The 21,652-nt window shown below is 60.5% G+C and carries 21 protein-coding genes and 1 tRNA gene; 13 read left to right on the top strand and 9 right to left on the bottom strand.

Going from position 1 to position 21,652, the window contains the following annotated elements:
* Positions 1–297 precede the first annotated feature (297 nt).
* Positions 298–936 (bottom strand): class I SAM-dependent methyltransferase, encoded by a 639-nt coding sequence (locus tag KZ772_RS11275; protein WP_290536668.1) that lies wholly within the window; start codon positions 934–936, stop codon positions 298–300.
* On the bottom strand, positions 937–2,028 hold the full coding sequence (locus KZ772_RS11270; RefSeq protein WP_290536667.1) for an alpha/beta fold hydrolase: 1,092 nt from the start codon (positions 2,026–2,028) through the stop codon (positions 937–939).
* Between the two features lie 204 nt (positions 2,029–2,232).
* Here KZ772_RS11270 and KZ772_RS11265 point away from each other — a divergent pair, with 204 nt between their 5' ends.
* Positions 2,233–2,463 (top strand): hypothetical protein, encoded by a 231-nt coding sequence (locus KZ772_RS11265; RefSeq protein WP_290536666.1) that lies wholly within the window; start codon positions 2,233–2,235, stop codon positions 2,461–2,463.
* Positions 2,464–2,508: 45 nt separating this feature from the next.
* Here the strand turns inward: KZ772_RS11265 and KZ772_RS11260 are convergent, their stop codons facing one another.
* A complete protein-coding gene (locus KZ772_RS11260; protein WP_290536665.1) occupies positions 2,509–3,207 on the bottom strand; it encodes an HNH endonuclease in 699 nt (232 codons plus the stop codon).
* A gap of 264 nt (positions 3,208–3,471) precedes the next feature.
* Here KZ772_RS11260 and KZ772_RS11255 point away from each other — a divergent pair, with 264 nt between their 5' ends.
* From KZ772_RS11255 to KZ772_RS11235, 5 genes are all read left to right on the top strand, one after another.
* Positions 3,472–4,083 (top strand): hypothetical protein, encoded by a 612-nt coding sequence (locus KZ772_RS11255; RefSeq protein ID WP_290536664.1) that lies wholly within the window; start codon positions 3,472–3,474, stop codon positions 4,081–4,083.
* Positions 4,083–4,685 carry a hypothetical protein gene (locus KZ772_RS11250; RefSeq protein ID WP_290536663.1) on the top strand — a complete coding sequence of 201 codons (603 nt, stop codon included), beginning with the start codon at positions 4,083–4,085 and terminating at the stop codon, positions 4,683–4,685. Before KZ772_RS11255 ends, KZ772_RS11250 begins: the two co-directional genes overlap by 1 nt.
* 61 nt (positions 4,686–4,746) lie before the next feature.
* Positions 4,747–5,016, top strand: a complete 270-nt coding sequence (locus KZ772_RS11245; protein WP_290536662.1) for a hypothetical protein — start codon at positions 4,747–4,749, stop codon at positions 5,014–5,016.
* Positions 5,013–5,270 carry a hypothetical protein gene (locus tag KZ772_RS11240; protein WP_290536661.1) on the top strand — a complete coding sequence of 86 codons (258 nt, stop codon included), beginning with the start codon at positions 5,013–5,015 and terminating at the stop codon, positions 5,268–5,270. Before KZ772_RS11245 ends, KZ772_RS11240 begins: the two co-directional genes overlap by 4 nt.
* Positions 5,267–6,871: a PepSY-associated TM helix domain-containing protein gene (locus KZ772_RS11235; RefSeq protein ID WP_290536660.1), complete on the top strand. Its 1,605-nt coding sequence runs from the start codon at positions 5,267–5,269 to the stop codon at positions 6,869–6,871. Before KZ772_RS11240 ends, KZ772_RS11235 begins: the two co-directional genes overlap by 4 nt.
* 66 nt (positions 6,872–6,937) lie before the next feature.
* Here the strand turns inward: KZ772_RS11235 and KZ772_RS11230 are convergent, their stop codons facing one another.
* Complete coding sequence (locus tag KZ772_RS11230; RefSeq protein WP_290536659.1) at positions 6,938–8,245, bottom strand: outer membrane protein transport protein; 1,308 nt, start codon at positions 8,243–8,245, stop codon at positions 6,938–6,940.
* Between the two features lie 364 nt (positions 8,246–8,609).
* A complete protein-coding gene (locus KZ772_RS11225) occupies positions 8,610–9,494 on the bottom strand; it encodes a fatty acid desaturase (protein WP_290536658.1) in 885 nt (294 codons plus the stop codon).
* A gap of 130 nt (positions 9,495–9,624) precedes the next feature.
* Between KZ772_RS11225 and KZ772_RS11220 the strand changes: the two genes are divergently transcribed.
* Entirely contained in the window at positions 9,625–10,641 is a 1,017-nt protein-coding gene (locus KZ772_RS11220) for an AraC family transcriptional regulator (RefSeq protein ID WP_290536657.1), read from the top strand.
* A gap of 58 nt (positions 10,642–10,699) precedes the next feature.
* On the opposite strand, the gene KZ772_RS11215 is transcribed toward KZ772_RS11220, so the two are convergent.
* A tRNA-Arg gene (locus KZ772_RS11215) sits at positions 10,700–10,776 on the bottom strand.
* A gap of 271 nt (positions 10,777–11,047) precedes the next feature.
* On the opposite strand from KZ772_RS11215, the gene KZ772_RS11210 reads away from it, so the two are divergent.
* The 6 genes from KZ772_RS11210 to KZ772_RS11185 all read left to right on the top strand — a co-directional run bounded on the left by KZ772_RS11210 (position 11,048) and on the right by KZ772_RS11185 (position 16,859).
* Positions 11,048–11,377, top strand: a complete 330-nt coding sequence (locus KZ772_RS11210) for a multidrug efflux SMR transporter (RefSeq protein ID WP_290536656.1) — start codon at positions 11,048–11,050, stop codon at positions 11,375–11,377.
* Between the two features lie 117 nt (positions 11,378–11,494).
* On the top strand, positions 11,495–12,184 hold the full coding sequence (locus KZ772_RS11205) for a response regulator transcription factor (protein WP_290536655.1): 690 nt from the start codon (positions 11,495–11,497) through the stop codon (positions 12,182–12,184).
* A 10-nt stretch (positions 12,185–12,194) separates the two neighbouring features.
* Positions 12,195–13,277 carry a FecR domain-containing protein gene (locus KZ772_RS11200; RefSeq protein WP_290536654.1) on the top strand — a complete coding sequence of 361 codons (1,083 nt, stop codon included), beginning with the start codon at positions 12,195–12,197 and terminating at the stop codon, positions 13,275–13,277.
* A 3-nt stretch (positions 13,278–13,280) separates the two neighbouring features.
* On the top strand, positions 13,281–15,875 hold the full coding sequence (locus KZ772_RS11195; protein WP_290536653.1) for a CHASE2 domain-containing protein: 2,595 nt from the start codon (positions 13,281–13,283) through the stop codon (positions 15,873–15,875).
* A gap of 175 nt (positions 15,876–16,050) precedes the next feature.
* On the top strand, positions 16,051–16,509 hold the full coding sequence (locus KZ772_RS11190) for a cytochrome c5 family protein (protein WP_290509983.1): 459 nt from the start codon (positions 16,051–16,053) through the stop codon (positions 16,507–16,509).
* A 2-nt stretch (positions 16,510–16,511) separates the two neighbouring features.
* Positions 16,512–16,859: a c-type cytochrome gene (locus KZ772_RS11185; protein ID WP_290536652.1), complete on the top strand. Its 348-nt coding sequence runs from the start codon at positions 16,512–16,514 to the stop codon at positions 16,857–16,859.
* Positions 16,860–16,890: 31 nt separating this feature from the next.
* Here the strand turns inward: KZ772_RS11185 and KZ772_RS11180 are convergent, their stop codons facing one another.
* The 3 genes from KZ772_RS11180 to KZ772_RS11170 all read right to left on the bottom strand — a co-directional run bounded on the left by KZ772_RS11180 (position 16,891) and on the right by KZ772_RS11170 (position 21,635).
* On the bottom strand, positions 16,891–17,982 hold the full coding sequence (locus KZ772_RS11180; protein WP_290536651.1) for an alpha/beta hydrolase: 1,092 nt from the start codon (positions 17,980–17,982) through the stop codon (positions 16,891–16,893).
* 126 nt (positions 17,983–18,108) lie between these two features.
* A complete protein-coding gene (locus KZ772_RS11175; RefSeq protein WP_290536650.1) occupies positions 18,109–20,280 on the bottom strand; it encodes a DUF6160 family protein in 2,172 nt (723 codons plus the stop codon).
* Positions 20,281–20,288: 8 nt separating this feature from the next.
* Positions 20,289–21,635, bottom strand: a complete 1,347-nt coding sequence (locus tag KZ772_RS11170) for a hypothetical protein (protein ID WP_290536649.1) — start codon at positions 21,633–21,635, stop codon at positions 20,289–20,291.
* Positions 21,636–21,652 lie beyond the last annotated feature (17 nt).

The raw sequence follows: 21,652 nt of genomic DNA, 5'->3' as shown, positions 1-21,652 counted from the left end.
GCAGTGGCCGTGATGGTGGCAGGCTGACCGAATGGGTATGCCGGGCTGTGGTTCTGCGACATCGCCCGCCTGCTTATGCGTACAGACATTTCCGTTACCCCGGTACTCCCGTCACCGGGACGTCTTCCTATACTGCCGGCCCTGAATGTCCGGGGAAGTGCCATGAAATACGAGTACCGATGGCGGTGTTAGTGGTGGGGTAGAGGGCTCGGTTTGATGCTGGGTGCTTGACGCCGGGCGGATACAAAACCGTTAGCGCGCTCGACCTGAGTAGAGCGCCCTTGCACCTGATCGACGTCAGGTGTCAGCCATCTTTTGCATCAATACCACTGGATTGCCCACCAGGGTGAGCTGCCAGCCCTGTTCACGGGCCAGCCAGGCAAAGGTGTCCGGCTGCCAGAAACAGACATGGGTGGGGTCGCGACGGTAATGCCAGTGGGCAAAGGCGCCATCGTCGATCAGCCAGCGGGTCATGATGCCCAGCCAGCCGCCCGGTTTAACCAGTTGGGCGAACTGCAGCCATTCCCGCGAGGGGCGATGCAGGTGTTCAACCACTTCCGTGCAGGTCACGAAGTCGTATTGTTGATTCAGTGATGTCGGGTCGGGCGCATAAATCGGGTCATAGGTGCGGCAGGGAAAGCCTCGCTCATTCAGCATCTGGGACAGAGCCGGGCCCGGCCCGCAGCCGAAGTCCAGGCCGCGGTCACCTGGCCTCAGTCGTTCACACAGGGGGTCGGCCAGCTGCGCCAGAAATGTCCGGTAGCCGGGGTCTGCCGGATTGTTGTCGTGCAAGTCGTACTGGGTCTTTTCCGTTTCCCTGTCTGGCAGTGTGGCCGGATCTTCAAAGGTCAGGCGGCAGGTGTCGCAACGAAAATAGTCGCGATGCTCCACCCGGGAGAAAGGTCGAGCCAGGTTGTCGCAGAGCGTGCAGCGCATTTATGACTCCAGCCACCGCTGGATACGCGCATAGGTGCGGCTTTCCTCAATCATGGTCATATGCCCCATCTGGTAGAACAGCTCCCGGGTCAGCCGTTCCGCCTCAGGGTAGAGGCGCGTGGCCAGGCCGCTGTCCACGGTTACCAGCCAGTCGCCGCGCGGTTGGGGGTGGCCCGGTTCACTGACACTGCCGGCGATGAATAACTGTTCCACCTGGGTATCCAGCGGCACCTTGCTGCTGGGGCGTGGTTCGTCCAGGGGCCGGTCTCGCCACTGGTCTTCCAGTACATAACCGAAACGCAGGTCGCGGATGCCATCGGAGCGCAGGTTGGCCAGCCGCATCAGCGGGCGCGAGTAGGGAGTGGCACCCAGCAGGCGGTTAACCTGATTGCCGGCGCGTTCCAGCATGGCCCCCTGATGGGGTGAACCCAGGCAGGCCAGGTGGGTAACCTTGTCGGTCCAGGCATCGCCGCGCTGGCGGCCCTGATGCAGGGCACTGCGGGCCACCAGGCCACCCATGGAGTGGCCGATCAGGATGACTTGTTGGGGCAAGGCGGTATGGGCCAGCAGCCCGGCCAGCTTGCGGCCGTTGTCGGAGATATGTAGGCCGGTGTTGTAGCGCAGGTAGCGCACATCGGCTTTCAGTTCACCCCGGGCCCAGTGGCTGAAGGCATCTGCCGCCGGGTTATTCCAGCAGGCATCGTTCATGCACAGGCCGTGCAAAAACACCACCAGGGTGTCGCCTTCAGCCGGGCCGGTGGGCAGCAGCTTCATGGGCAGGGCATAGGGGCTGTGCTGTTCGGCCAGCAGCTGGCCGAAAACGCCGTTGACGATGCTTTGCAGGTCCAGGCTGTCGCGCAGTTCCCGGTTCGGATCTGCCAGCAGATCTGCCATACCCGCCACATTGCCCGCCTGGCGAAAACCGTAACGGATCAGGTTGTAGATCATGGGTGCGGGGGTGTAGTCGTTGCCGCGCAGACCAAACGGGTTGGCCACGGTGCCGTGAATATCCTGCACCACCTGGGTGATTTCGTTGCCCACACGGGTGACCAGCTGCGCCAGCCCGCCCACATTACGGCCAAATTGCTTCATGGGTTCTCCTTGTCTTGTCCGCATCATAGCAGGGTGCTACCAGTCTGTCGGAAGTGGCTGGGAGTGGTTGCGTAAAAACCCTTCGCCGGATTGAGCAGGCAGCGTAATGATTCGTAAAATGCCAGGGCTTTGCGTGTTTCTTCTTGGTGTGCGGCCCATGATGGCGATACAGTCTGAATGACTGATACTTCAAGGAGTGAGTCTATGCATACTTTCAGTAAAGCAGTTCTGGCTGGCCTGTTCGCCTCTTCCGCCCTGCTGGCCGGTTGCGACAGTAACGATGGCCCGGTGGAAAAAGCCGGTGAAAAAATGGATGAAGCCGTAGACTCCATGAACCCGCAAGGTCCCATGGAAGAAATGGGCGAGGATCTGGACAACGCCTATGAGAGCGCCGAAGAATCCGCTGAAAGCATGAAGGATGCGGCCGAGCAATAAAGGCTATACCAAGATGTTGAAAAAGCCGCCTTCGGGCGGCTTTTTTTATGGGTGCCTTTCTGCCACTTGGCAGGTGCTTAGCAGTTCGTCGATGGCCTGTTGCTCCGGTGGCGTAATCAGGAGTCGGTAGCGCTGCTTGATCCGTTGCCAGTGCTGCCCGTACTGGCACCAGTAGCCCCTATTGTCCGGCAGCCACTGGTCCGGGCTGCTGGCACCCTTGCTGCGGTTGGCGCTGGCAGACACCGGCAACAGATTAGCCGGATCATTGGCAAACTGGCGCCGATGGCGCTCATCCCAGCTATCGCCGCCATGGCCGTGAGCATGGCGAAGGGGTACCAGATGGTCGATATCCAGGTCGCCGGCGGAGGTAAAGATGTGGTCGCTGTAGGGATCGAGCCAGCGGCCGGTGGCCACGGTGCAGCGATCATCCTGGGTGAAGGTCACCGGCACCTGGCTGGTGGCAATCAGTATCTCCGCGCGGGTGTCCTGGCAGTCGCCATCCTCATCCAGCCAGTGGGGCCAGTCACTGCGCTCATACAGACCGGAAAAGGCCCGTTGCTGCTGGCGGGCCTCCTGCTCCGCCTGCCGTTGCTGACGGTGCAGGGTCAGGCAGGGTTCGCGGTGGCAATGATAGGCGCCGGTGGCCCGGTCGCTGTGGCCGCCCTGCTTGTCCAGGCCTCCGGGGTGGCCATGGGCAAGGTTGGCAACAACGATTAGCAAGACGGTAAGGTGTCGGGTGGGCAAAAGGGGGTCCTACGGGAAAAACGGCAATCTGACTAGGATATCAGCGTGCGAATATGTAGGCGATATCTTACAGTGCAAATTCAGGCAACCATCCAGTAGCACCGAGATACAAACGGCAACGAGGCAAAACGAAATTCCACTGTGGATAGCGTCAGGTGGTCGCTAGAGTGAAGCTGCCGGGTTGTGGCCGTTTCATGCGTGCGGTCAGCCAAGGTGTTGTTTTGCAGTGCATTTTGAGCAGTAGCAGTTGCAGGAGTCTCGGGTATGGCAAGCCAGTCGGAAGCGGAGCGATGGCGTCAACAGGAGTTGGCGCTTACTGCCGTAGAGCATCGCCTTCAGGCGCTGGGTGAGTATCTGGCAGTGTATCGGGCCAGTTATGCCTCCAGCGGTGAGGGTCGGCATTACGCCAGGGTGCGAATGTTGCGCAAGGATATCGGCCGTTTGCGTGCCTGGTGGTGGTACCTGCAGGCAACCCGTAGAGGGGCGTCCTGGTTGCCGCTGCTTGAGCGGGTGGTCGGTTTGTTGGCGGTGTTTGTCAGCCCCGTTCGGCGGGGCGGGAGTCGTCGCCATTCTTCCGGAATGCTGCGTCATCTGAGCAGTCACAGCCTGATTGAGCGGGCCTATGCAGCGCTGGAGGATGATCTGCAAGGCCAATTGCTGACCTTGCGACTGGCCCAATATCAGCGCCCCACCGATAGCCGTGGCCGGGAGATCAATATGTTGCAGCGGCAACTGGAGGAAGTGGCGGTCCTGCGTGCCAGTGGGTTGCCTGAGCCACGCCGCCTGACCGCTATCTGTCATGTTCTGCACCGGGTAATGACGGTGCGCCAGTGGCTGGGTTTGCAGTTGCCTCTGGCTAACCTAGCGGACCGTTAATGTTGGCTGCCAATCGACTTGCCCCGGCCCTGGAAAGCCTGCCGCGTGTGTTTGCCTTGTCCGATCTGAAGCAATTGCTGCCCGGTGAAGAAGGTCAGGCGCTGGATGTGGCGCTGCGCTGGCTGGAAGCCGGTGTCATCAAGCAGGTGGCGCCGCCTCGGCCAGTATTCTTCAAGGTGATTCTTGGTGAAGAGCTGGACGAAGCGGATCGCTGTCGCGCGCTTTTGCGGGCTTTCCCTTCGCTGGTGATGGTGGCGGGTTCGGTTCTATGGAGACAGGGGCTCAGTGCCCAGCGTGACACCTCGCTGGAATGCTGCGTGTCGGAAAAAGAACTGAATTGCAGTTTGCCTGGTGTGGCCCTGCGCTGGCGGCCTCCGGCCTGGTGGGCGGCGGTGCGGCAGGCCGGGGGTATTGCCGGAGACCATCATGGCGTGGCCATGCTGACCCCGGAAATGGCCCTGGCTGATGCAGCCGCGTTTCGGGATGTATGGATGCCGGACCGGGAAGCGGTGGACTGGAACCAGTTGTCCACTGCCAAGCTCAGCGAAGCTACCCAACACTTGTTGCCGCTCCGTGAGGAGAGTGGTGTCCGCGCGGATTGACGGAGCCTGCCGCACTGTTATTAAATGAGAACCATTATCAGGTTTTCAGGATTCTTCTCCCATGTGGTTTGCCGTTCTGGCCTCCCTGGTCAGCGTTGTCCTCTTTTATCTCAGTGATCGCCAGCAGCGTTGGCTGGATCAGCCGCTGCCGGGCCTGGCCCGGCTGCTGGCCCTGTTGTTGCTGGCTGCGGCGGCCGCTCTCTGGGTGGTGAGTCTGGGCGTGGGCGTGGGGCTCTTTGTGGGGCTCTGGGTGGTTACCCTGCCGGCGCTATTGTTGCCGTTGGTGGCCGGACACTACCGCGACAGCTTCCAGCGGGGGCCGCGCGGATGAGATATTTTCTGGGTATCCTGCTCAGCCTGCCCTTGTCACTCATGCTGATCGGCCTGTTGGCAGCGGCCCTGCCGATGCCCTGGCAGGGCTGGCTGGTGCTGCAGCTGATCACTGCCATGGTGCTGTGGATGCTATTGGCGCTACTGGTCGCTCTGCCGGCAAAGACCTGGCAGCCTCTGGTTGCCCTGCTGGTGGCCAATCTGGCCGCCTGGCTGGCCCTGCAGGCCACCCCGTTATACGGAGTCGGCGCATGAAAGGAGAGCGCTTGCGCCGGATGATCGACCTGCATGCCTGGCTGGGCATGGTCAGCGGTCTGGCCCTGTTTGTGGCGTTTTTTGCTGGCGCCATCAATGTGTTTCATCACGAGCTGCACCACTGGCAGGAGGCGTATCACGGTGAGCCGGCGGCTGCCCCCATGGGGATGGACCGGCTGCTGGAGCAGGTCACTGACCAGTACCCGGATGCCCGCAAGCGTCTTTATCTGCTTCCTGATGCAGAAGACCCGGGGGTGATGTGGTTCGAGTCCGCCGAGGACGACTGGGTCACCGCCCACGCTAAGGATTTCAATACCGAGGGGGTGCGCGAAGAGGTCCCCCGCTCGGCGCTGGCGGATTTTATCAACGAGCTGCACTTCGCCCTGGGCATTCCCAACCCGGGCTGGCCGATCAATATCGGCATGACGTTCATGGGGCTGATCTCGGTGATGTACGGGGTGGCGCTGTTCAGCGGGTTGCTGATTCACTGGCCGAAAATCCGCAAGGAATTCTTTGCTCTCAAACATGAGGGCAACATGCGCCGATACTGGAAAAACCTGCACAACGTGATCGGCATTATCAGCTTCCCGTTCCACCTGATCATGTCTGTTACCGGTGCAGCCATGGGCATGTTCACGGTGGTGGCGGTGCTGTTGGGGGTGCTGGTGTTCGGCCCCCAGCTGCGCGGAGTGATCAGCGAGGAAACCGATGTGTGGCCGGCGGTGGACAGCCAGGGCGACACTGTGACCATGCCGTTGATGGACGATGTGCTGTCCGCTGCCCGCCATGAGCTACCGGAGCTGACCGTGGACTGGCTGGAAATTCGCGGCTACGGCGACGCCGCCGGCTGGATTGATGTGGCCGGCTCCGTGCCCGGTTATCTGGGGCACCATGCCCATGTGGTGCTGGACCCGACCCTGGGGCCGTTGCGGGTGATCGCGCCGGGGCAGCGCAGTGTCAACTTTGCCAGCCTGTCGCCGGTCTATTCCCTGCACTTCGGCGACTATGGCGGCTTGTTGGTGAAACTGCTGTACTTTGCCCTGGGGCTGCTGGGCTCTTTGCTGTTTGTGTCCGGCAATATTCTCTGGTGCGAGCGTCGCTCGGACCGCACTGGCCCCAGCCGTTCTTCGGCCTTCTTGCTGCGCCTGACGTTGGGGGTTTGTGCTGGCGTGGTGATCGGCATTGCCTTCAGCTTCCTGGCCAGCAAACTGTTGCCGCATACCCCGCTGGCGGGGCTGGTGGCAGTGGCAGAACGGGGTCTGTTTGCCTTGATCCTGGTGGTGTTGGTGGCCTGGAGCCTGCGCGCATCGCCATTGCGGTTCAGTAGCCAGATGCTGCGCATCGCGCCGTTCTGCTATCTCGCCATTCCCTTGCTGCACACCGGGTTGGAGGGTGGTCATGCCTGGCTGGAAGCGGATAACCGGCTGGTGAATCTGTTGTTGCTGGCGGTGGCGGCCTGCCTGTGGGTGGTGCGTCGGCAGTTCCGCAAGCGGATCCGTCAGGCGGAGCCTCATCCCCTGTGGGTGGGCAAGGTGTCCGCTGATCATCCCAAGCATCTGACTGACACCGAGTTGGAAAACGAGGCGGCGGTAACGGATTAGTGGATCGGAGTTATTCAGAAGCTCCTTAACCCAAAAAGGGCCGGATATCCGGCCCTTTTTCTCACTTCAGAAGCGGTAGGTGGCCTGCAGGCTCAGCCCATGGGCGCTGTTTTCAAACTCTGCGCTGTAGCTGGACTGGTCCACCTTGCCCTTCTTCTCTTGCAGATAGGCGTAGGCCGCATCGATGGTCAGGTCGGCGGTGGGGCTCCAGCCGGCGCCCAGGGTGAAGATGTCCCGGTCGCTGACCGGAATCCGCACGGTGCGGTGGGCGTCGTTGGTGGGCGAGTTGTCCCGGGCGTAGCCGGCACGCACCACCCATTGCGGGTTCAGCTGGTAAGCACCACCAAAGGCAACCGCCCAGGTGTCTTCCCACTTCAGTTCTTCTGAAATGGTGGCGAAGCTGCCGGCGTAGGCCGGATGCACGCCGCTGTTGTTCACTTCAATGCCGCGCAGGCGGCTCCAGCGGGTCCAGGTGGTGCCCAGGTTCAGTGTCAGCTTGTCGGTGGCGCGGAAGCTGACCGAGGTATCCACGGACTCCGGCATGGTGATGTCCAGCTCCGCATCGTAACTGCCATTGAGGCCGGGCAGCCCGGTGGGGATCATCGGGTTGGGCGGGATCGGGCCCAGCATGCCGTTGGCGCCACTGACTTTGGTGTGGCCTTCCAGGGTGTAATCGGTCTTGGAGTGGTAGGTCAGACCCCAGTCCAGCCGATCGTTGACCGCTATCAGCAGGCCCAGGGTGTAGCCCACGGCCAGATCGTCGCCTTCGATATCTACCTCGGCGTCGCCGCTACCGGGAACCGGGCCGGGCACGGCCGCGTTCGGCACATTGCTGCTGAGGGCGCCGTCGATGCGGTTGAGGGTGGGGCCAAAGCCGACGGATACCTTGTCGGTGAAGGCGTAGCTCAGGGTCGGCTGGATGGTCACAACCTGCACTTCGCTTTTCAGGCCGTTGTAGCGGCCCTGCCAGCCATCCTCGTAATCACTGATGACGCCAAAGGGGGCGTATACGCCGATGCCGGCATGCCATTTGTTGTTGAGCGGAGTGACGTAATAGCCGAACGGAATGGTGGTGAAGGGCACCATGTCACCGTCGTTGCTGCCGCCCTGGCCCCGCTTTCCCTGGGGGTTATGGATGTCGGTGCGGGCGTCGATAAAGGCCAGGCCGCCACTGATCTCGGCGCGCTTGAGGCGGCTCATGCCGGCCGGGTTGCCATACAGGGTGCTGGCGTTGGCGGCGCTGGAAGCGCGACCGGCGTAGGCGGAGCCAGCGCTGCTGGCGCTTTGTTCGTTGAGGGCCAGGCCATTGGCCAAGGCCTGGCCGGAAGCCGCGGCAATGGCTGCTGCCAACAGGACGTTGTTCGAATACTTCATGATAACTTTCCCGAGTTGTTTTTTGCGCGCGCAAGTTAACATTCAGACACAAATTATTACAGGATGTTTATCATCAACGTCGCCGAAAAATAGCAATAAATCGCCATTTTCATGGAAGCATGATGTTTATTGTTGTGAAGGTGGTTCGAATATAAATTAAGTGTTTACCGCTTTTGGGCTTTGCGGGTGGGCTCGCAGCTGTTGCGAAATGGCAGAGAGATGGGCGATTAGCCTGGAAGGGAGGAAACCCTGTTCGGCGCCAGTAACGTATTTGCGGATGCGTTGCTCGGGGCAGCGAGGAGGCATGGGCGCGGCGGTAATGGGGGTGCCGCGCCGGATTTGGACATTGGAGAGGGGGCTGTTGTCAGGGGCGACCGGTTACCGGTTTGCGCGAAAACATCCCGATCATCGGTGTGCCCTGTGCCTGCAGAATCGGCTCGATGTCCCGGTGCAAGGCGTGGTACCGGTAAAACGGCACTCGTGGGAACAGGTGATGGATGGAATGCAGGTTCTGGCCTAACCAGAACCACTCCAGTGGTTTCATCCAGCGGGGCATGATCAGGCTGTTGGTATTGCGGTAACGTTCGCTGACCTTGTAGGGGTGGTGCGGGCGATAGGCAAACCAGTAGGCCGTGAAGAGGGCGCCGAGATAGTAGCCGAGCAGAATCACCGCCACCGCGCCGGGCTGGTCTACCATGGCCAGAAAGGCAATGCGCCAGCCCAGTGATACCAGGAGCTCGGTGCTATAAATCAGCTTTTCTCTCAGGGATGCACTGGCCCAGCTGTGCTGCACAAAAAACGTATTCTGCACCAACTGGAAACGTAGTCCGGCAACCAGGAAGCCCAGCGGCCCTTTCTGCATTCCGCTGATAATGAAATCCGGGTCCTTGTCTGGCTGGTTGGTATAGCGATGGTGGGTGAAGTGCTCAATGCGGTGAGAGGCATAGGGGATGGCGATGATCGGCGCCACCAGATACCCGCACAGGTCATTGATCCATTTATGGCTGTCGTTGTGCCCGTGGATGTTGCCGTGGGCCGCCTCGTGCAGCGGTGTGTAGGACATATAGGTCAGTGCCCCTACCAACAGGCAGGCGCCCCAGGCGGGCAGGGAGCCACTGGCGAACAGTGCAAGAGTGGCAACGAAGGCGGTGACTACGGCCGCGGTCAGTAACATTGTCGGCCAGGCGGTTTTGCCCATATAGTGCTTGGCGCAGGCAATGGCCTGCTTGTTCAATGTGGCTGGATCCATGGTCTTGCCTCTTGTGGGTATCATCAGGCTCAACACTACGGAGCTGCCACAACAACCAGAATAGCCACCGTGGCCAATCGCCCTGCATTAGTGGCCAGAGTGTGACCGGGCGGTATCTGCGGGATCGGTAATGCAGCATTCAGACGACAAGTTCCATCCAGTGGCCATCAGTCAGGTCATGCTCAACTTTGCCCAGCGTCATGGCATTGACCGGCAAACCTGCCTGCTTGGCACCGGCATTGCCGAGGCTGCATTGTCCAGTGGCGAGGGGCTGGTGACCCGCACCCAGGAAATGCGTCTTATCGAAAACCTCATGCTGGCCCTGCCATCTGTGGGTGTGGGAGGCTTCGAGCTGGGTCTGCAATACAACCTGGCGACGTTCGGGGTATGGGGGTTTGCCCTGCGTACCTGCAAGACCCTGCGCGATGCTGTCACCCTCGGCATACGCTATCTGCCACTGAGTACCGCCTACTGCCGGATTTCGGTTTGTGAGGAAGGCGATAGCTTCAGCATGATATTCGACCCGGACCCGATACCGTCACACCTGCGCCAGTTTCTGCTCGAGCGGGACATGGCCACGGCCCTCAATCTGGTCAGGGAAATCACGCTTCAGGGGGTGGAGTTTACGGGCATCAAATTCACCGGAGAGCCGCATGTGGCGGCGTCTGTGGTGGCGGAGCTGTGCGGTGTGGCGCCCACCTTTCAGGCCCATGAAAACCGAATCCTGGTCAACCGGGTCGGGGCCAACCAGCCGTTCCCCTGCTACGATCCGGTGCTGACCCGCATGCTCGAGCAGCAATGTCGGCAGCGTATGGACACCGTGGAAAGCAGTGGCGTTGCCGGCAAGGTTCGCCAGAAACTGCTCGGAGAGCTGGGCCTGGGTGCCACCCTGAACGACATGGCCAGCGAGCTGGCCCTCTCTTCGCGCAGTCTGCGTCGCAAACTGGAACAGGAAGGCACCAGCTACCGCGATCTGGTTGAAGAGGAGCGCCGCCAGCTGGCCTTGCAGCTGCTCAGCAACACCATCATGAAAATCGAAGAGGTTGCCGCCCATCTGGCCTATACCGATGCCGGCAGCTTTGTCCGCGCCTTTCGGCGTTGGCAGGGGTGCTCGCCCAGTGAGTACAGGGGAGATTCGTCTGGGTGATAGCCGCGATGGGGCACAAAAAAGGGGCCTCCCGGCTGGGAGGCCCCTTTCTTTTATATGGCACGCCCGAGAGGATTCGAACCTCTGACCTTTGCCTCCGGAGGGCAACGCTCTATCCAGCTGAGCTACGGGCGCAAAACTTGTTGCAGACAGCCGAATGCGGTGAATCAGTTCCTGCTGTCTGCGGATGAAGAACTTGGGGGTTCAACGGGCGCGAATGATAGCCGGTTGTGGCGTTGGCGTCCATGGATGGGGTGCATTGCGCGCGCAGATGCTTATAATCTGCGCGCGCCGTGCCATCACGGCCGTCACTACGCGGCAGTCTGCCTCTTTCGGGTTTCCGGCAGTGCTGCCTTTCCTTACGAGCCCGTGTCTGTGACCAGACAAGCGTATCGGAGGAAACAGGATGAACCTGTACTGGATTGTGCTATTACTGGCAGTAATTGTGGAAATTGCCTGGGCCATGAGCCTCAAGTGGATCCAGATGCAGCCAGGGGTGGCGTCCATCGGCACGTCGCTGGTGCTCACCGCGCTGAACATGCTGATGCTCTCCTATGCCATGAAAGGGATTCCGGTTGGCACTGCCTATGCGGTCTGGACCGGACTCGGGGCGGTGGGCATTACCGTGCTGGGTATCCTGTTCTTCAAAGACCCGGCCACCCTGTCACGGCTGGCCTTCATGGGGCTGGTGGTGGTCGGCATTATCGGCCTCAAACTGACCGCTTCAGCGGCCTGATGGCAGATTCGGGCTCGCACGCCGGTGCCGTCCATTTTACAATCTTTTCCCGTGATACCCCCGATAAATCGGTACCCTCTGCGGGCAGATGTTGGCCGCCAACTGATGGAGAAAACTGTGCGCATTGCTTATCTGGAAGATGACATGGCTCAGGCTGAGCTTGTCACTCACTGGCTTAAGGAAGCGGGCCATAACTGTATTCACCTGGCCAGCGGGCGCGAGTTCATGTCCCTGTTACGGCGCGACACTTTCGACATCCTGGTGCTCGATTGGGAAGTGCCGGATATGAACGGCTATGCCGTGCTGGAGGAAGTTCGGGCCAGTGGCAACCGCACCCCGGTGCTATTTGCCACTCAGCGGGATGATGAATCTTCCATTGTGGGAGCTCTCACCCAGGGCGCGGACGACTACATGGTCAAGCCTACCAAGCAAGCGGAATTGCTGGCCCGGATAGCCGCTCTCGGGCGCCGGGCGGGGGTATCGGATATGGATGATGAAACTGCCCTGACAGTGGGGCCCTGGACAGTGGACCGGTCGCGGCGGCAGATCCTGCTGGCGGACGAGCCGGTGAAGCTGACTGACAAGGATTATGAGCTCGCCAGCTACTTGTTCCAGAATGTGGGCAAGCTGATGAGTCGCGCCCACTTGCTGGAAAAAGTCTGGGGTATCATGACCCCTATCGAATCCCGCACGGTGGATGTGCATATCAGCCGCATCAGGCGCAGCCTGCAGATACGCCCGGAACAGGGCTACCGCATCAAGACGGTCTACCAGCATGGTTACCGGCTGGAGCCGATTGAAGAATAAGGACATCACTATGAGGGTCTGGTTGTGTGCAGCCCTGCTGCTGGGGCTGACGACTGCCGCAGCGGCATCCGATGATTGGCATTACACCCTGCGCCCCGGGGATACCCTGTGGAAGGTCTGCCAGCAGTTTGCCCAGGAACCGGCAGCCTGCTGGCGGGACCTGGCCAGCCATAATTCCCTGGATAACCCGCACAGCATCAGCCCCGGGCAAAGCCTGCGGGTGCCGATTTCCTGGTTGAAGGAAAAGCCGATTCCGGCGCGAATACTGGCCGTGACGGGTGAGGTGATGCTGTACCCTGCTGCTGGTGGTGAGGCTCGTCAGGTGCAGAGTGGCGAGACGGTGGCCTTTGGTGATGCGCTGGAAACCGCTACTGGCGCCAGTGCCCGGTTGCAGTTTGCCGACCAGTCAGAAGTGGTGATCAAGCCCGGCAGTCTGCTGGTGGTTAACCGCTATCGCCGGTTTCTTGATCAACAGGGCGAGCAGACCGAGCTGCGTCTGCAGCGCGGCAATATTCGTAACACGGTAACTCCGGCCGGCAACGATGATCGCACCTTCCGGGTCTTTACTCCCGGTGCGGTGGCGGCGGTGCGAGGTACCGAGTACTACGTCAGCGTGGACGCTGGCGAAACCACCCGCAACGAAGTGGTGGATGGTCGGGTGGATGTCAGTGCCCGCGGCACCCGCCGTGATGTGCAAGCCGGCTTTGCCACCCTGGCGCGTCTTGATGAGGCGCCCATCGAACCGGTTCCCCTGTTGCCGGCCCCGGCGGTGGAGCTGTCAGTGACCCATGAGGATGTGACGGCGGCGTGGCCCACCCAGGCGGACGCGGCCAGCTACTGGCTGGAATGGTACCGGCAGAGCGATGCGATGTTGCTCGGCCAGGCGTCCTTGCAGACCGGGCAGTGGCAGCAGGATCTGCCGGTGGGGGATTATCGTCTGCTGGTGCGCGCCGTGGACGAAAATGGCCTGCGGGGCCATGAAAGCTGGACCCATTTCTCCATCGAGCCGGCACCGGAGCCCGTGCCAGAAAAAGAGTCAAAATGGGACCTGTGGGTCTTTCTGGGCGGGGCCGCGTTGTTGCTGGCGCTGTAACGGATGCGCTCGCGTCTGAATGCCTACCAGCGCCGCTATCTGGCGGAACACATTTCGGTGCTGTTTCTGGTGGTTGGCCTGTGCGCCCTGCTGAGTATCAGCGGGGCCTTGTCCTTCGTTGACCGCTACATCTACGACAACCTTCTCAAAACCCTCCCGGACGAGCCGTCCCCGGATCTGGTCATCGTCGGCATCGACGAATACAGCCTTCGGGAAATCGGTCGTTGGCCCTGGGATCGCAAGGTCCATGCCCAGTTGATCAACCGTCTCACCGAGATGGGCGCGCGGGCGATACTGGTGGACCTGATTTTGTCCGAGCCGGACCGCAACAACCCGGCTTCCGATCTCGCTCTGGTTCAGGCCATGGCGGCCAATGGTCATGTCTACCTGCCGGTGCACGTGGAACAGTTGCGTGCTGGTGGCCAGCTTATCGAAGTGCTGCCCTACGCGCCGTTTGCCCGTGCTGCCGCGGGGCTTGGCCACGTGGACCTGGAGCTGGACAGCGACGGGGTGGCCCGCTCCGTGTACATGCGCTCGGGGATTGGCCAGGCCTGGTGGCCCCATATCACCCAGACCTTGCTGATTCAGGAGGGCATGTTGTCGGAGAATACCTTCCCGGCCAACAAGGGCGAGGAGTTCTCCGGGCTGGCCAATGTGCGCCGCTACCATCGTTACGTGCCCTTTGTCAGCGGCCCCAACAGCTACCCGCAGGTGTCCGCGGTGGAGTTGCTGAATAACCTGATTCCGGAACAGTTGATCCGCGACAAGATTGTGCTGATTGGTGCCACCGCGGCCGGTCTGGGTGACATGCTGCCCACGCCCATGGCCAGTCAGGGCGAGTTGATGGCCGGGGTGGAAGTCAATGCCAACCTGCTGGATGCCCTGCGCGCCGACCGGTTGATCCGCGAGCTGCCCATGACCAGTGTGCTGGTGCTGGGGTCCATGTTGGCGCTGCTGGCGCCCTTGCTGCTGCCCTATGTGTTGCCGCGCTGGAGTATTCCCCTGGTGGGCGGGGTGATTTTGCTTTGCCTGCTGGCAAGCATGGTGGTGCTGATCGTGCTGCGCCTGTGGTTCCCGCCTTCCGGGGCCATGGCGGCGGCGTTGATGGCCTACCCGCTGTGGACCTGGCGGCGCTTGGAATATTCCCTGTCCTATATGCGCCATGCCTTGGAGCGGCTGTCCGAATACAGTGATCTGAATCAGCGCCTGACCCGGCCGTCCACCCTGGAGCAGATGGGGCGCATGTTTGATCAGGTGCTGCCGGTGCGCGCCTGGCGGTTACTGGGTGGTGAAAAAACCTGGCGAGGTGGCGACAGCCTCCCGGCGGCCACCTGGAAAGGCGCCCTGGCGCGTCAGTATCGTTTCAAGCATGACGGGCGTCGCTATGAGCTGGATCTGGTGTGGCACCAGGCCCTGCATGCGGATACCTATGATTACTGGGTGCGGGCCATGCTGGTACGGGTGCGCACCCATGCACCCACTGTGGGGCCTCGCTATGAAGTGCTGGAAAAACATATCGACCGGCTGCGTCGGGAAGAGGATCGCCAGGAAGCCTTGACCCGGTTCTTCCAGGTGACCCTGGCGCAGATCCGGGAAGGGGTGATCATCGCCGATGCCTGTGGCGTGATCGTTTATGCCAACCCGCAGGCCTCTTTCCTGCTTGGCCTGGAAATGGGGGCGCTGGATGCGGGGCAGCCCATGGTCACGGACCTGGGGCGAGAGCTGGATCTTCGTGAGCATGGCTGGGACGATCTGTTGCGCCAGTCCCTGGCTGAGGGGCGTACCCAGCTGGAATGCCGCAATCGGCAGGGTGCGGACCTCTACCTGGATATCCTGCTGGTGCATGCCGGTGACAACCCGGGGCGGATGATGATCATCTCCTTCAAGGACATCAGCGACGTGAAACAGGCCCTGCGGGCCCGATCGGAAATGCTGGATTTCCTTTCCCATGACCTGCGTTCTCCCATGGTGTCGGTGCTGGCGCTCACCGAGAAAATGCGCCAGCAGGGTAATGGCCAGTCCCTGGAGGGGTTTCTCGATAACGTGCAGCACTATGCCCAGCGCAACCTGAATATTGCCGAGCAGTTCCTGCAGCTGGCCCGGGTGGAAGCGGTGGAATCGGTGGAAATGAACGAGCAGGACATGCTCGATGTGGTGGAGAGTGCCATCGATATGGTGCAGATCCAGGCCCAGCAGGCCGATATCATCCTGCGCTTTGATTATGATCCCGATCAGGAAGTCTGGGTGCTGGGCAATAACGAATTGCTCGAGCGGCTGATGGTGAATCTGCTCACCAATGCCATCAAATACAGCCATGCGGGCAGTTCCGTGGATGTGCGCCTGTATGCCCGGGAGGAAAGCGTGGTTTGTGAAGTGCGCGACCGGGGTGTGGGCATTCCGCCGGAATTCCAGGAGCGGCTGTTCCAGCGCTTCAGCCGTGCCAGCACCAGCGGTGGCGCCCGCACCCGGGGCGCGGGCATGGGGCTGCGCTTCGTCAAGGTGGTCACCGAGCGTCACGGCGGCGACATTCAGGTCGAAAGTGTGGTCAACGAAGGCAGTCGCTTCACCCTGTCATTACCCCGTGTGGAAATACACTAACAGCGTCAGACGCCAGATCCGGTAACGGCATGCAGTGTCGGTTTTCCCTTCGCTGTCCGATGTTCGGTGTCAGGAACAACATCAAGCATTTTGTCCCCACGCCCTGAGCGGGTATAATCGCCGGCGCAGCGCCTTCGGGCGAAACACAGAGAATAGAGGTGGAATCGTGAAAAAGATGCTGACTGCCAGCCTGGTACTGGTCGCTACCCTGTTTGCCGCCGGTAGCGTGGCTGCAAAGAGCACCAAGGAAATCTCCCCTTACCCGTTGGGTGAGCGCTCTGTATTCAGCGAGCGGGCCATCGCCGAGCGTATTCAGCCGGTAGGTTCTGTGTGTGTCGAAGGTGAAGATTGCGGCAGCGCTGCCGCTGCTGCTGAAGAAGTGGCCAGTGGTCCGCGCAGTGGTGAACAAGTGCACCAGTCTGCCTGTGCAGCCTGTCATGCCACTGGTGCCGCGGGTGCACCCAAAACCGGTGATGCCGCTGCCTGGGCCCCGCGTATCGCCAAGGGCAATGCCACTCTGGTCAAGCACGCCATCGAAGGCTTCAACGCCATGCCGCCCAAGGGCATGTGCATGGATTGCTCTGACGATGAGATCAAGGCTGCCGTCGAGTACATGGTTGGGCAGAGTCAGTAATCTTGCTGCGACTGCTGTTCATTATGCTGTCGGTCCTGTGGCTGGCAGCCTGTTCCGACGATAGCGCCCCGGCCGCTGCGGATGCTTCGCAGGCCCGCGACGGGGCGCAGTTGTATCGCCAATATTGCGTAACCTGCCACGGTTCCGGCGCCCTGGGGGCGCCCCGTGTGGGCAAGGAACACCGCCTCTACTGGTCCCACGAAATCGAAGAAGAAGGTTTCGACACCCTGGTCCAGGAAGCCATCGACGGCATCAACTCCATGCCCCCCCGTGGAGGCTGTTTCGACTGCAGCGACGACGAAATCCGTAACACCGTGATCTACATGCTGCAGCTGAGCGGCGCGAAGTAATTACTCCACCCCTCATTTCCCCTCGTGTCTTTTAAGGCTGAAGCTGTTCGGGCTGCGGCTGGCCGCTGTTTTCCCCCGCTATTGTTTTTCCGGGGTTCATGGCATGCAGCGGAGTGCTGGCTGGCGCTTTCCGTGCTTCAGGCTGGTCGTTGCTGACGGGCTCTTCGGTAATCTCCGGCAAGCGTTCTTCCACCCAAAGGAGAATGTCTCCCCAGACGGTTTCACGGCGTCGATCATGGAGTGTGGCATGGGTAAGTTTGTCGTAGACATTCAGGGTCTTGTCCTTGCTGCCCAGTTGTCCCAGGGTAAATTCGCTGGATTGTGGCGGCACCAACACGTCCCGGGTGCCCTGCTGAATCAGAACCGGCGTGGTGACTTTCTCAAGACCGTCTTCGACACGGGCGGTGGCTTTGTGAAGACCGGTAAAGTACCCAAAGGGCAGCGCTTTGTGAGTATTGTGCGGGTCGTCAAGAAAGCGTTGCCGGTTATCTTTCTCCTTTAGCATCAGTCCGACGCCGAGCCGCTCCATAAGGCCTCCATGGTAAAAAGCCGGCATGTTGGGGAAAACCTTGCCGGGTTGCGACAACATCCACAGGCCGGCATCAGACAGCCAGTTCGGTGAGTTCAATGGCCCGAAGCTAAGGCCCGGTCGAACCGCGGGGGCATTGAGAATCAGCCCGTCCACGGCAATGGTGCCTTCAATCTGCGATAGCAAGGCGATGGTGCCGCCCATGGATTCACCTTGCAGATAGACCGGCAGATCCGGGTAACGGGTTTTCACTTGTTGATAGGCCGCATTCAGGTCCAGCAGGTAGTCATCGTAGCTGTCGATGACGCCGTTGCGACCATAGCCCTGTGATTGCCCCCAACCACGAAAATCCACCCCCAGAACGGCATAACCCTGTTGGGAAAAATGGTTAGCCATGGGGGAATAAAATCCGGAATGGGCAATAGTGCCGTGGAGAAACAGCAATACCGCTTTGGGTGTTTGTGGTGTGTCTGGCAGCCACCACTGGCTGAACAGAGCCAAGTTGTCTTCACTTTCCAGAATCACCGGCTGCGCACCGGGTGCCGCCAAGTATTCCTGTGGCGGAGGGTTGAGATCCGGCGACAGGGAAAACATGGAACAGCCCTGCAACAGGGAGCAGAAAATGAGAAGGATAAAAAACGGAAAGGATATCGGTTGGTGATGCTTCATGGCTGTGGCTCACTTCTCTTCATTGTTATTGTCGCGGAGGTGAAGGTTTCGCTAGTTGGGTATCTTCATGATGATTTCGCTGTTCCAGTGCCCTTCGGGGATGGCGATCCGGCCAAAGTCTTCGGTGCCGAAGCCGACAGTGCCAACCAGGGGCTGTCCTCCGTTGTCGCCAAAGTGAGCGGACTGGCCCAGCAGCAGATCATTGCGGATGGATAATTGTGGCAGGCTGTCAGCGGTGTTCTGGCCTGACATTAGTGCCACTTCGCCATCTTTCCAGGCTACCGTGCCGGATACCTGATTCACGTAGAAGGTGGACTGCGGGCTGGAAATTTCGCCGAAACGCATATACGCATCGCCGTCGAAGTTGAGCAGACCGTTAAAGCCGATGGGGGCGGCACCAGTGAAGGTGTTGACCGTTAACGGGTTGAGAACGAAGAGAAACCGGTCGGTGCTGAGATTGATATCCACCAGTGAAATCTTGGTCAGCGCGTCATAACTCAAGTCCGCCATGTCGCCGCCGCCGAAGATGCCGCGGAAACGGTATTGCGCCTTGTTGTCGGTTTGCAGCCAGAGCCCGCCAGGCAGGTCCGGGTAACCGCTGTCACCGTCGGTGACGCGCAGAAACAGGTCACGGGCCTGGTACAGAATGTCGCCGTTGACGATGCCGACGCCATTATGGCCGCTACTGCCGGGGATGCCGGAATTGGTATCAACCACCATAAAATGCGTATTGCTCTGCCAACCATTGCCGGCGCTGCTGCGAATGGTGGCACTGCTGCTATTGGCTCGTCGCCAGGCATCTGGGGACTGGGCAATGAGGGTAATGTCGGCGCGGATGCCGGTGCTGGTAGTGCTAACAGGGACGCCGTCGCCACGACCTTCGGGATAGAGGAAAATATCCGCATCCAGTTTTCCGTAGGTAAACGCCAGCCCCCAGTTGACAGGAGTGACGTTGCCTTCTGCCGCCGGGTCGTTGACCCGTATATGAGAGCCATAGGCCAGCAACTGTGCATCGCGTATCAGGGTGGCAAAAGAGGCCTCATTGGCTCCCGGTCCATCGCTGGCCAGCCATTCCCCGCCGGAGGCAATGCAGGAGTTCTGGTCCGGTATACCCGAGGTGAAGCCGCCGGCACAGAGTCCGGTGGGGCCGCTGCCTCCCTGAATGACATCGAAAATCACCGGAAAGGAAAACATCGGTCCGGGCGCATTCCCCAGACGACGCCAGTTGGACAGGGAGGTGACGGTGCCGTTACCACCGGCTTCGCCGATGTCCAGACGGAAATCGTTGTCGAAATCCCATTGGCTGAGCAGGTTTATGCCCTGGGAACGGTTGCCCGTCTGGTTGCCATCGTAATCCTGGAAAGTGTTGGGTCCATCCATGTAGGTGTTGTACCCGAAGCCGCCACTGCCGATGCGCAGCAGTGGATTGGCCAGACCGCCATGCCAGCCGAAGTGCAACAGGCGCTGGCGGCCGGTTATGTCGAAATCCGTGGGTGTGTTTTTGAAGGCCAGGTCAAAGGCGATGTCCGTCCTTGCATAGGGTGCGCTAAGGAACAGGCCGGCGTCATCGATGCCCAGCCGCCCTGTTGCCGGGGCGTGGCCACCGGCCGCACCGTTAGTGAAGCGGGTGTCTACCAGAAAGTCGGCCAGGCTCAGTTCGGCGGCGCTGGCATTGCCCTGGCGGTAGAACAGGTCACCCTCGGCGTGAAATGTCAGCTGAGCAAAATTGCCAGCGCTGTTGAAGGGGCCGCCCCGGTTGACCAGGTTGAAGTTGCCATGGGACTGAACCGCAAAGGTGCCCAGCGAGCTGGCCGCCGCGTCCATGGCGGGAGTGTTGTATGTCAGTCCACCCAGCACCAGTCGCTGTGGCGACCAGCTGCCAGCCAGGGCCATCAGCGGATTGCCGCCGGTATCGGTTCCCACATCAAGGTCGAGCTGGGTGATGCCACCACTGCTGCCATTGGCGCCGGTGATCTGGATGTCCTGAATCAGGGTGCAGGCATGCTGATTTGCGGCGCCGCCTGTGCAGGAAAAATCATTAAGTCCATTGTCGTCGGTGACCCAGTTAAGCTGATCGGCGCTGATGCCGGCATGACTCAGCGTGGCTGAGAGGCCATCTTGTCCGTTGATGGCTGATAGACTGGCGTCGTTGAGCGGTTCCAGCCCGGCCCATGTCAGGGAGGGGCACAACAGTAGCAGCAAGGTGTGGCGGGGCTGTGTCATGGAGCCTCCTAGCAGAACCGGGCCGAGCCGTAACAATTCTGCGCCGCGACAAAATCCAGCTTGGGGTTGTCGATATGGATGGGACTATTGTTTGGCCCCAGGGCGCTGATCAGCCCGATAAGGTTGAAAGAGCCGGGTAATACGATGCGGTCGGAGGGGCGCAGATCGAGCACTTTTGCGTTGGCGGCACTCAGCCACCAGCCGGTATTGGCGCGGGAAGAATAGGCGCTGCTGCAACGCCCGGTTACCTGCCCATACTGGGGGTCGCATGCGTCAAAGCTGCCCAACCTGGTTGCTGGTGGTGTCTTTTCGTAATGTGGCCAGGAAACGGGTTCCCTCTGCAGAGAGAGGAAGAAGCCAGAGCTGTTGGGGGTGAGCAGGTAATGAATCTGGCGGGTGTCTATCTCCAGTGAGCCATAGCCTTCCAGGGCGATGCCCAAAGTCACATCTGCCTTCATCCTGAGTTGTGCCGCGGCCACATAAAGACTGCTTAGCCGTGTGCCTCCAGCATCGATAAAAAACGGCGTGTCACTGGAGGAGCATGGGGAGAAATTGATGCGGCCGATACAGCCGTCAATATTTGCGGTTATGGATGGATAAAAAGGCCAGACACACAGAAGTATAGGGTCGCATATCCTTGCCCGTGCCCTGAAGCCAGCGGAAAGCTCCAGGCCGGGCAAATACCCGCTGATCGAGTTGAGGCCGGAATGGCAGCCCAGCACGCCGGCACCGGTTGTAGCGCCGGGAACGCAAGTGCTGCCATGCTCCTGGTTGATGATATTGCCCGCCCCGGAGGCCACTTCATTGGGATACCCCTTGTTGAGATAATCCCGGCCCATGCGCAGTGCACCATTGATGGTTTGCGCCCCCAGCTTGATGCCGACCACTTCCCGCAGAGTAGGGTTGTCATCGTTCTTTATCGCCAGCTCCATGTAGGGGCGAATCAGTTCGAAGGCGCTCTCCGGCCCCCAGTTGCCGCTGTCATCGGCATTGTCTGCGTTATAGGCAGGGCGGTTACCGGCAGCATTGATGCCCATGAAGCCCAGGTAGTCCACATCCAGATCGCAGGCAGGGCTGGTGGTGAGTAGATCGTTGACGCCGCCACACCCCAGCTGAAATTTGGCAATGTTCAGGTTCAGGTTGAGCTTGGCGTCCAGTCCCATGCGGTAAAAATCGAAATTGGCGGTGCCATCGGTGGGGGCTCCTTCCAGTTCATTGGGGCTGATATGGTCGGCGAGAAACAGGCTGCCGTTCTGGCCGGTAACACGGGCCAGGGCGTTGTCATCCATGGCGGTCATGGCCAGTCCCGAATAGGGCAGCAGCATTGCTGTGAGGCTGATCAGGGAAATCAGCATGCCCGTGCGCCAGCCTG

The organism is Alcanivorax sp., from assembly GCF_019431375.1.
GTDB lineage: Bacteria > Pseudomonadota > Gammaproteobacteria > Pseudomonadales > Alcanivoracaceae > Alcanivorax > Alcanivorax jadensis_A.
The sequence above is the reverse complement of the archived record's forward strand: the minus strand, read 5'-3'. Positions and strand labels throughout refer to the sequence as shown.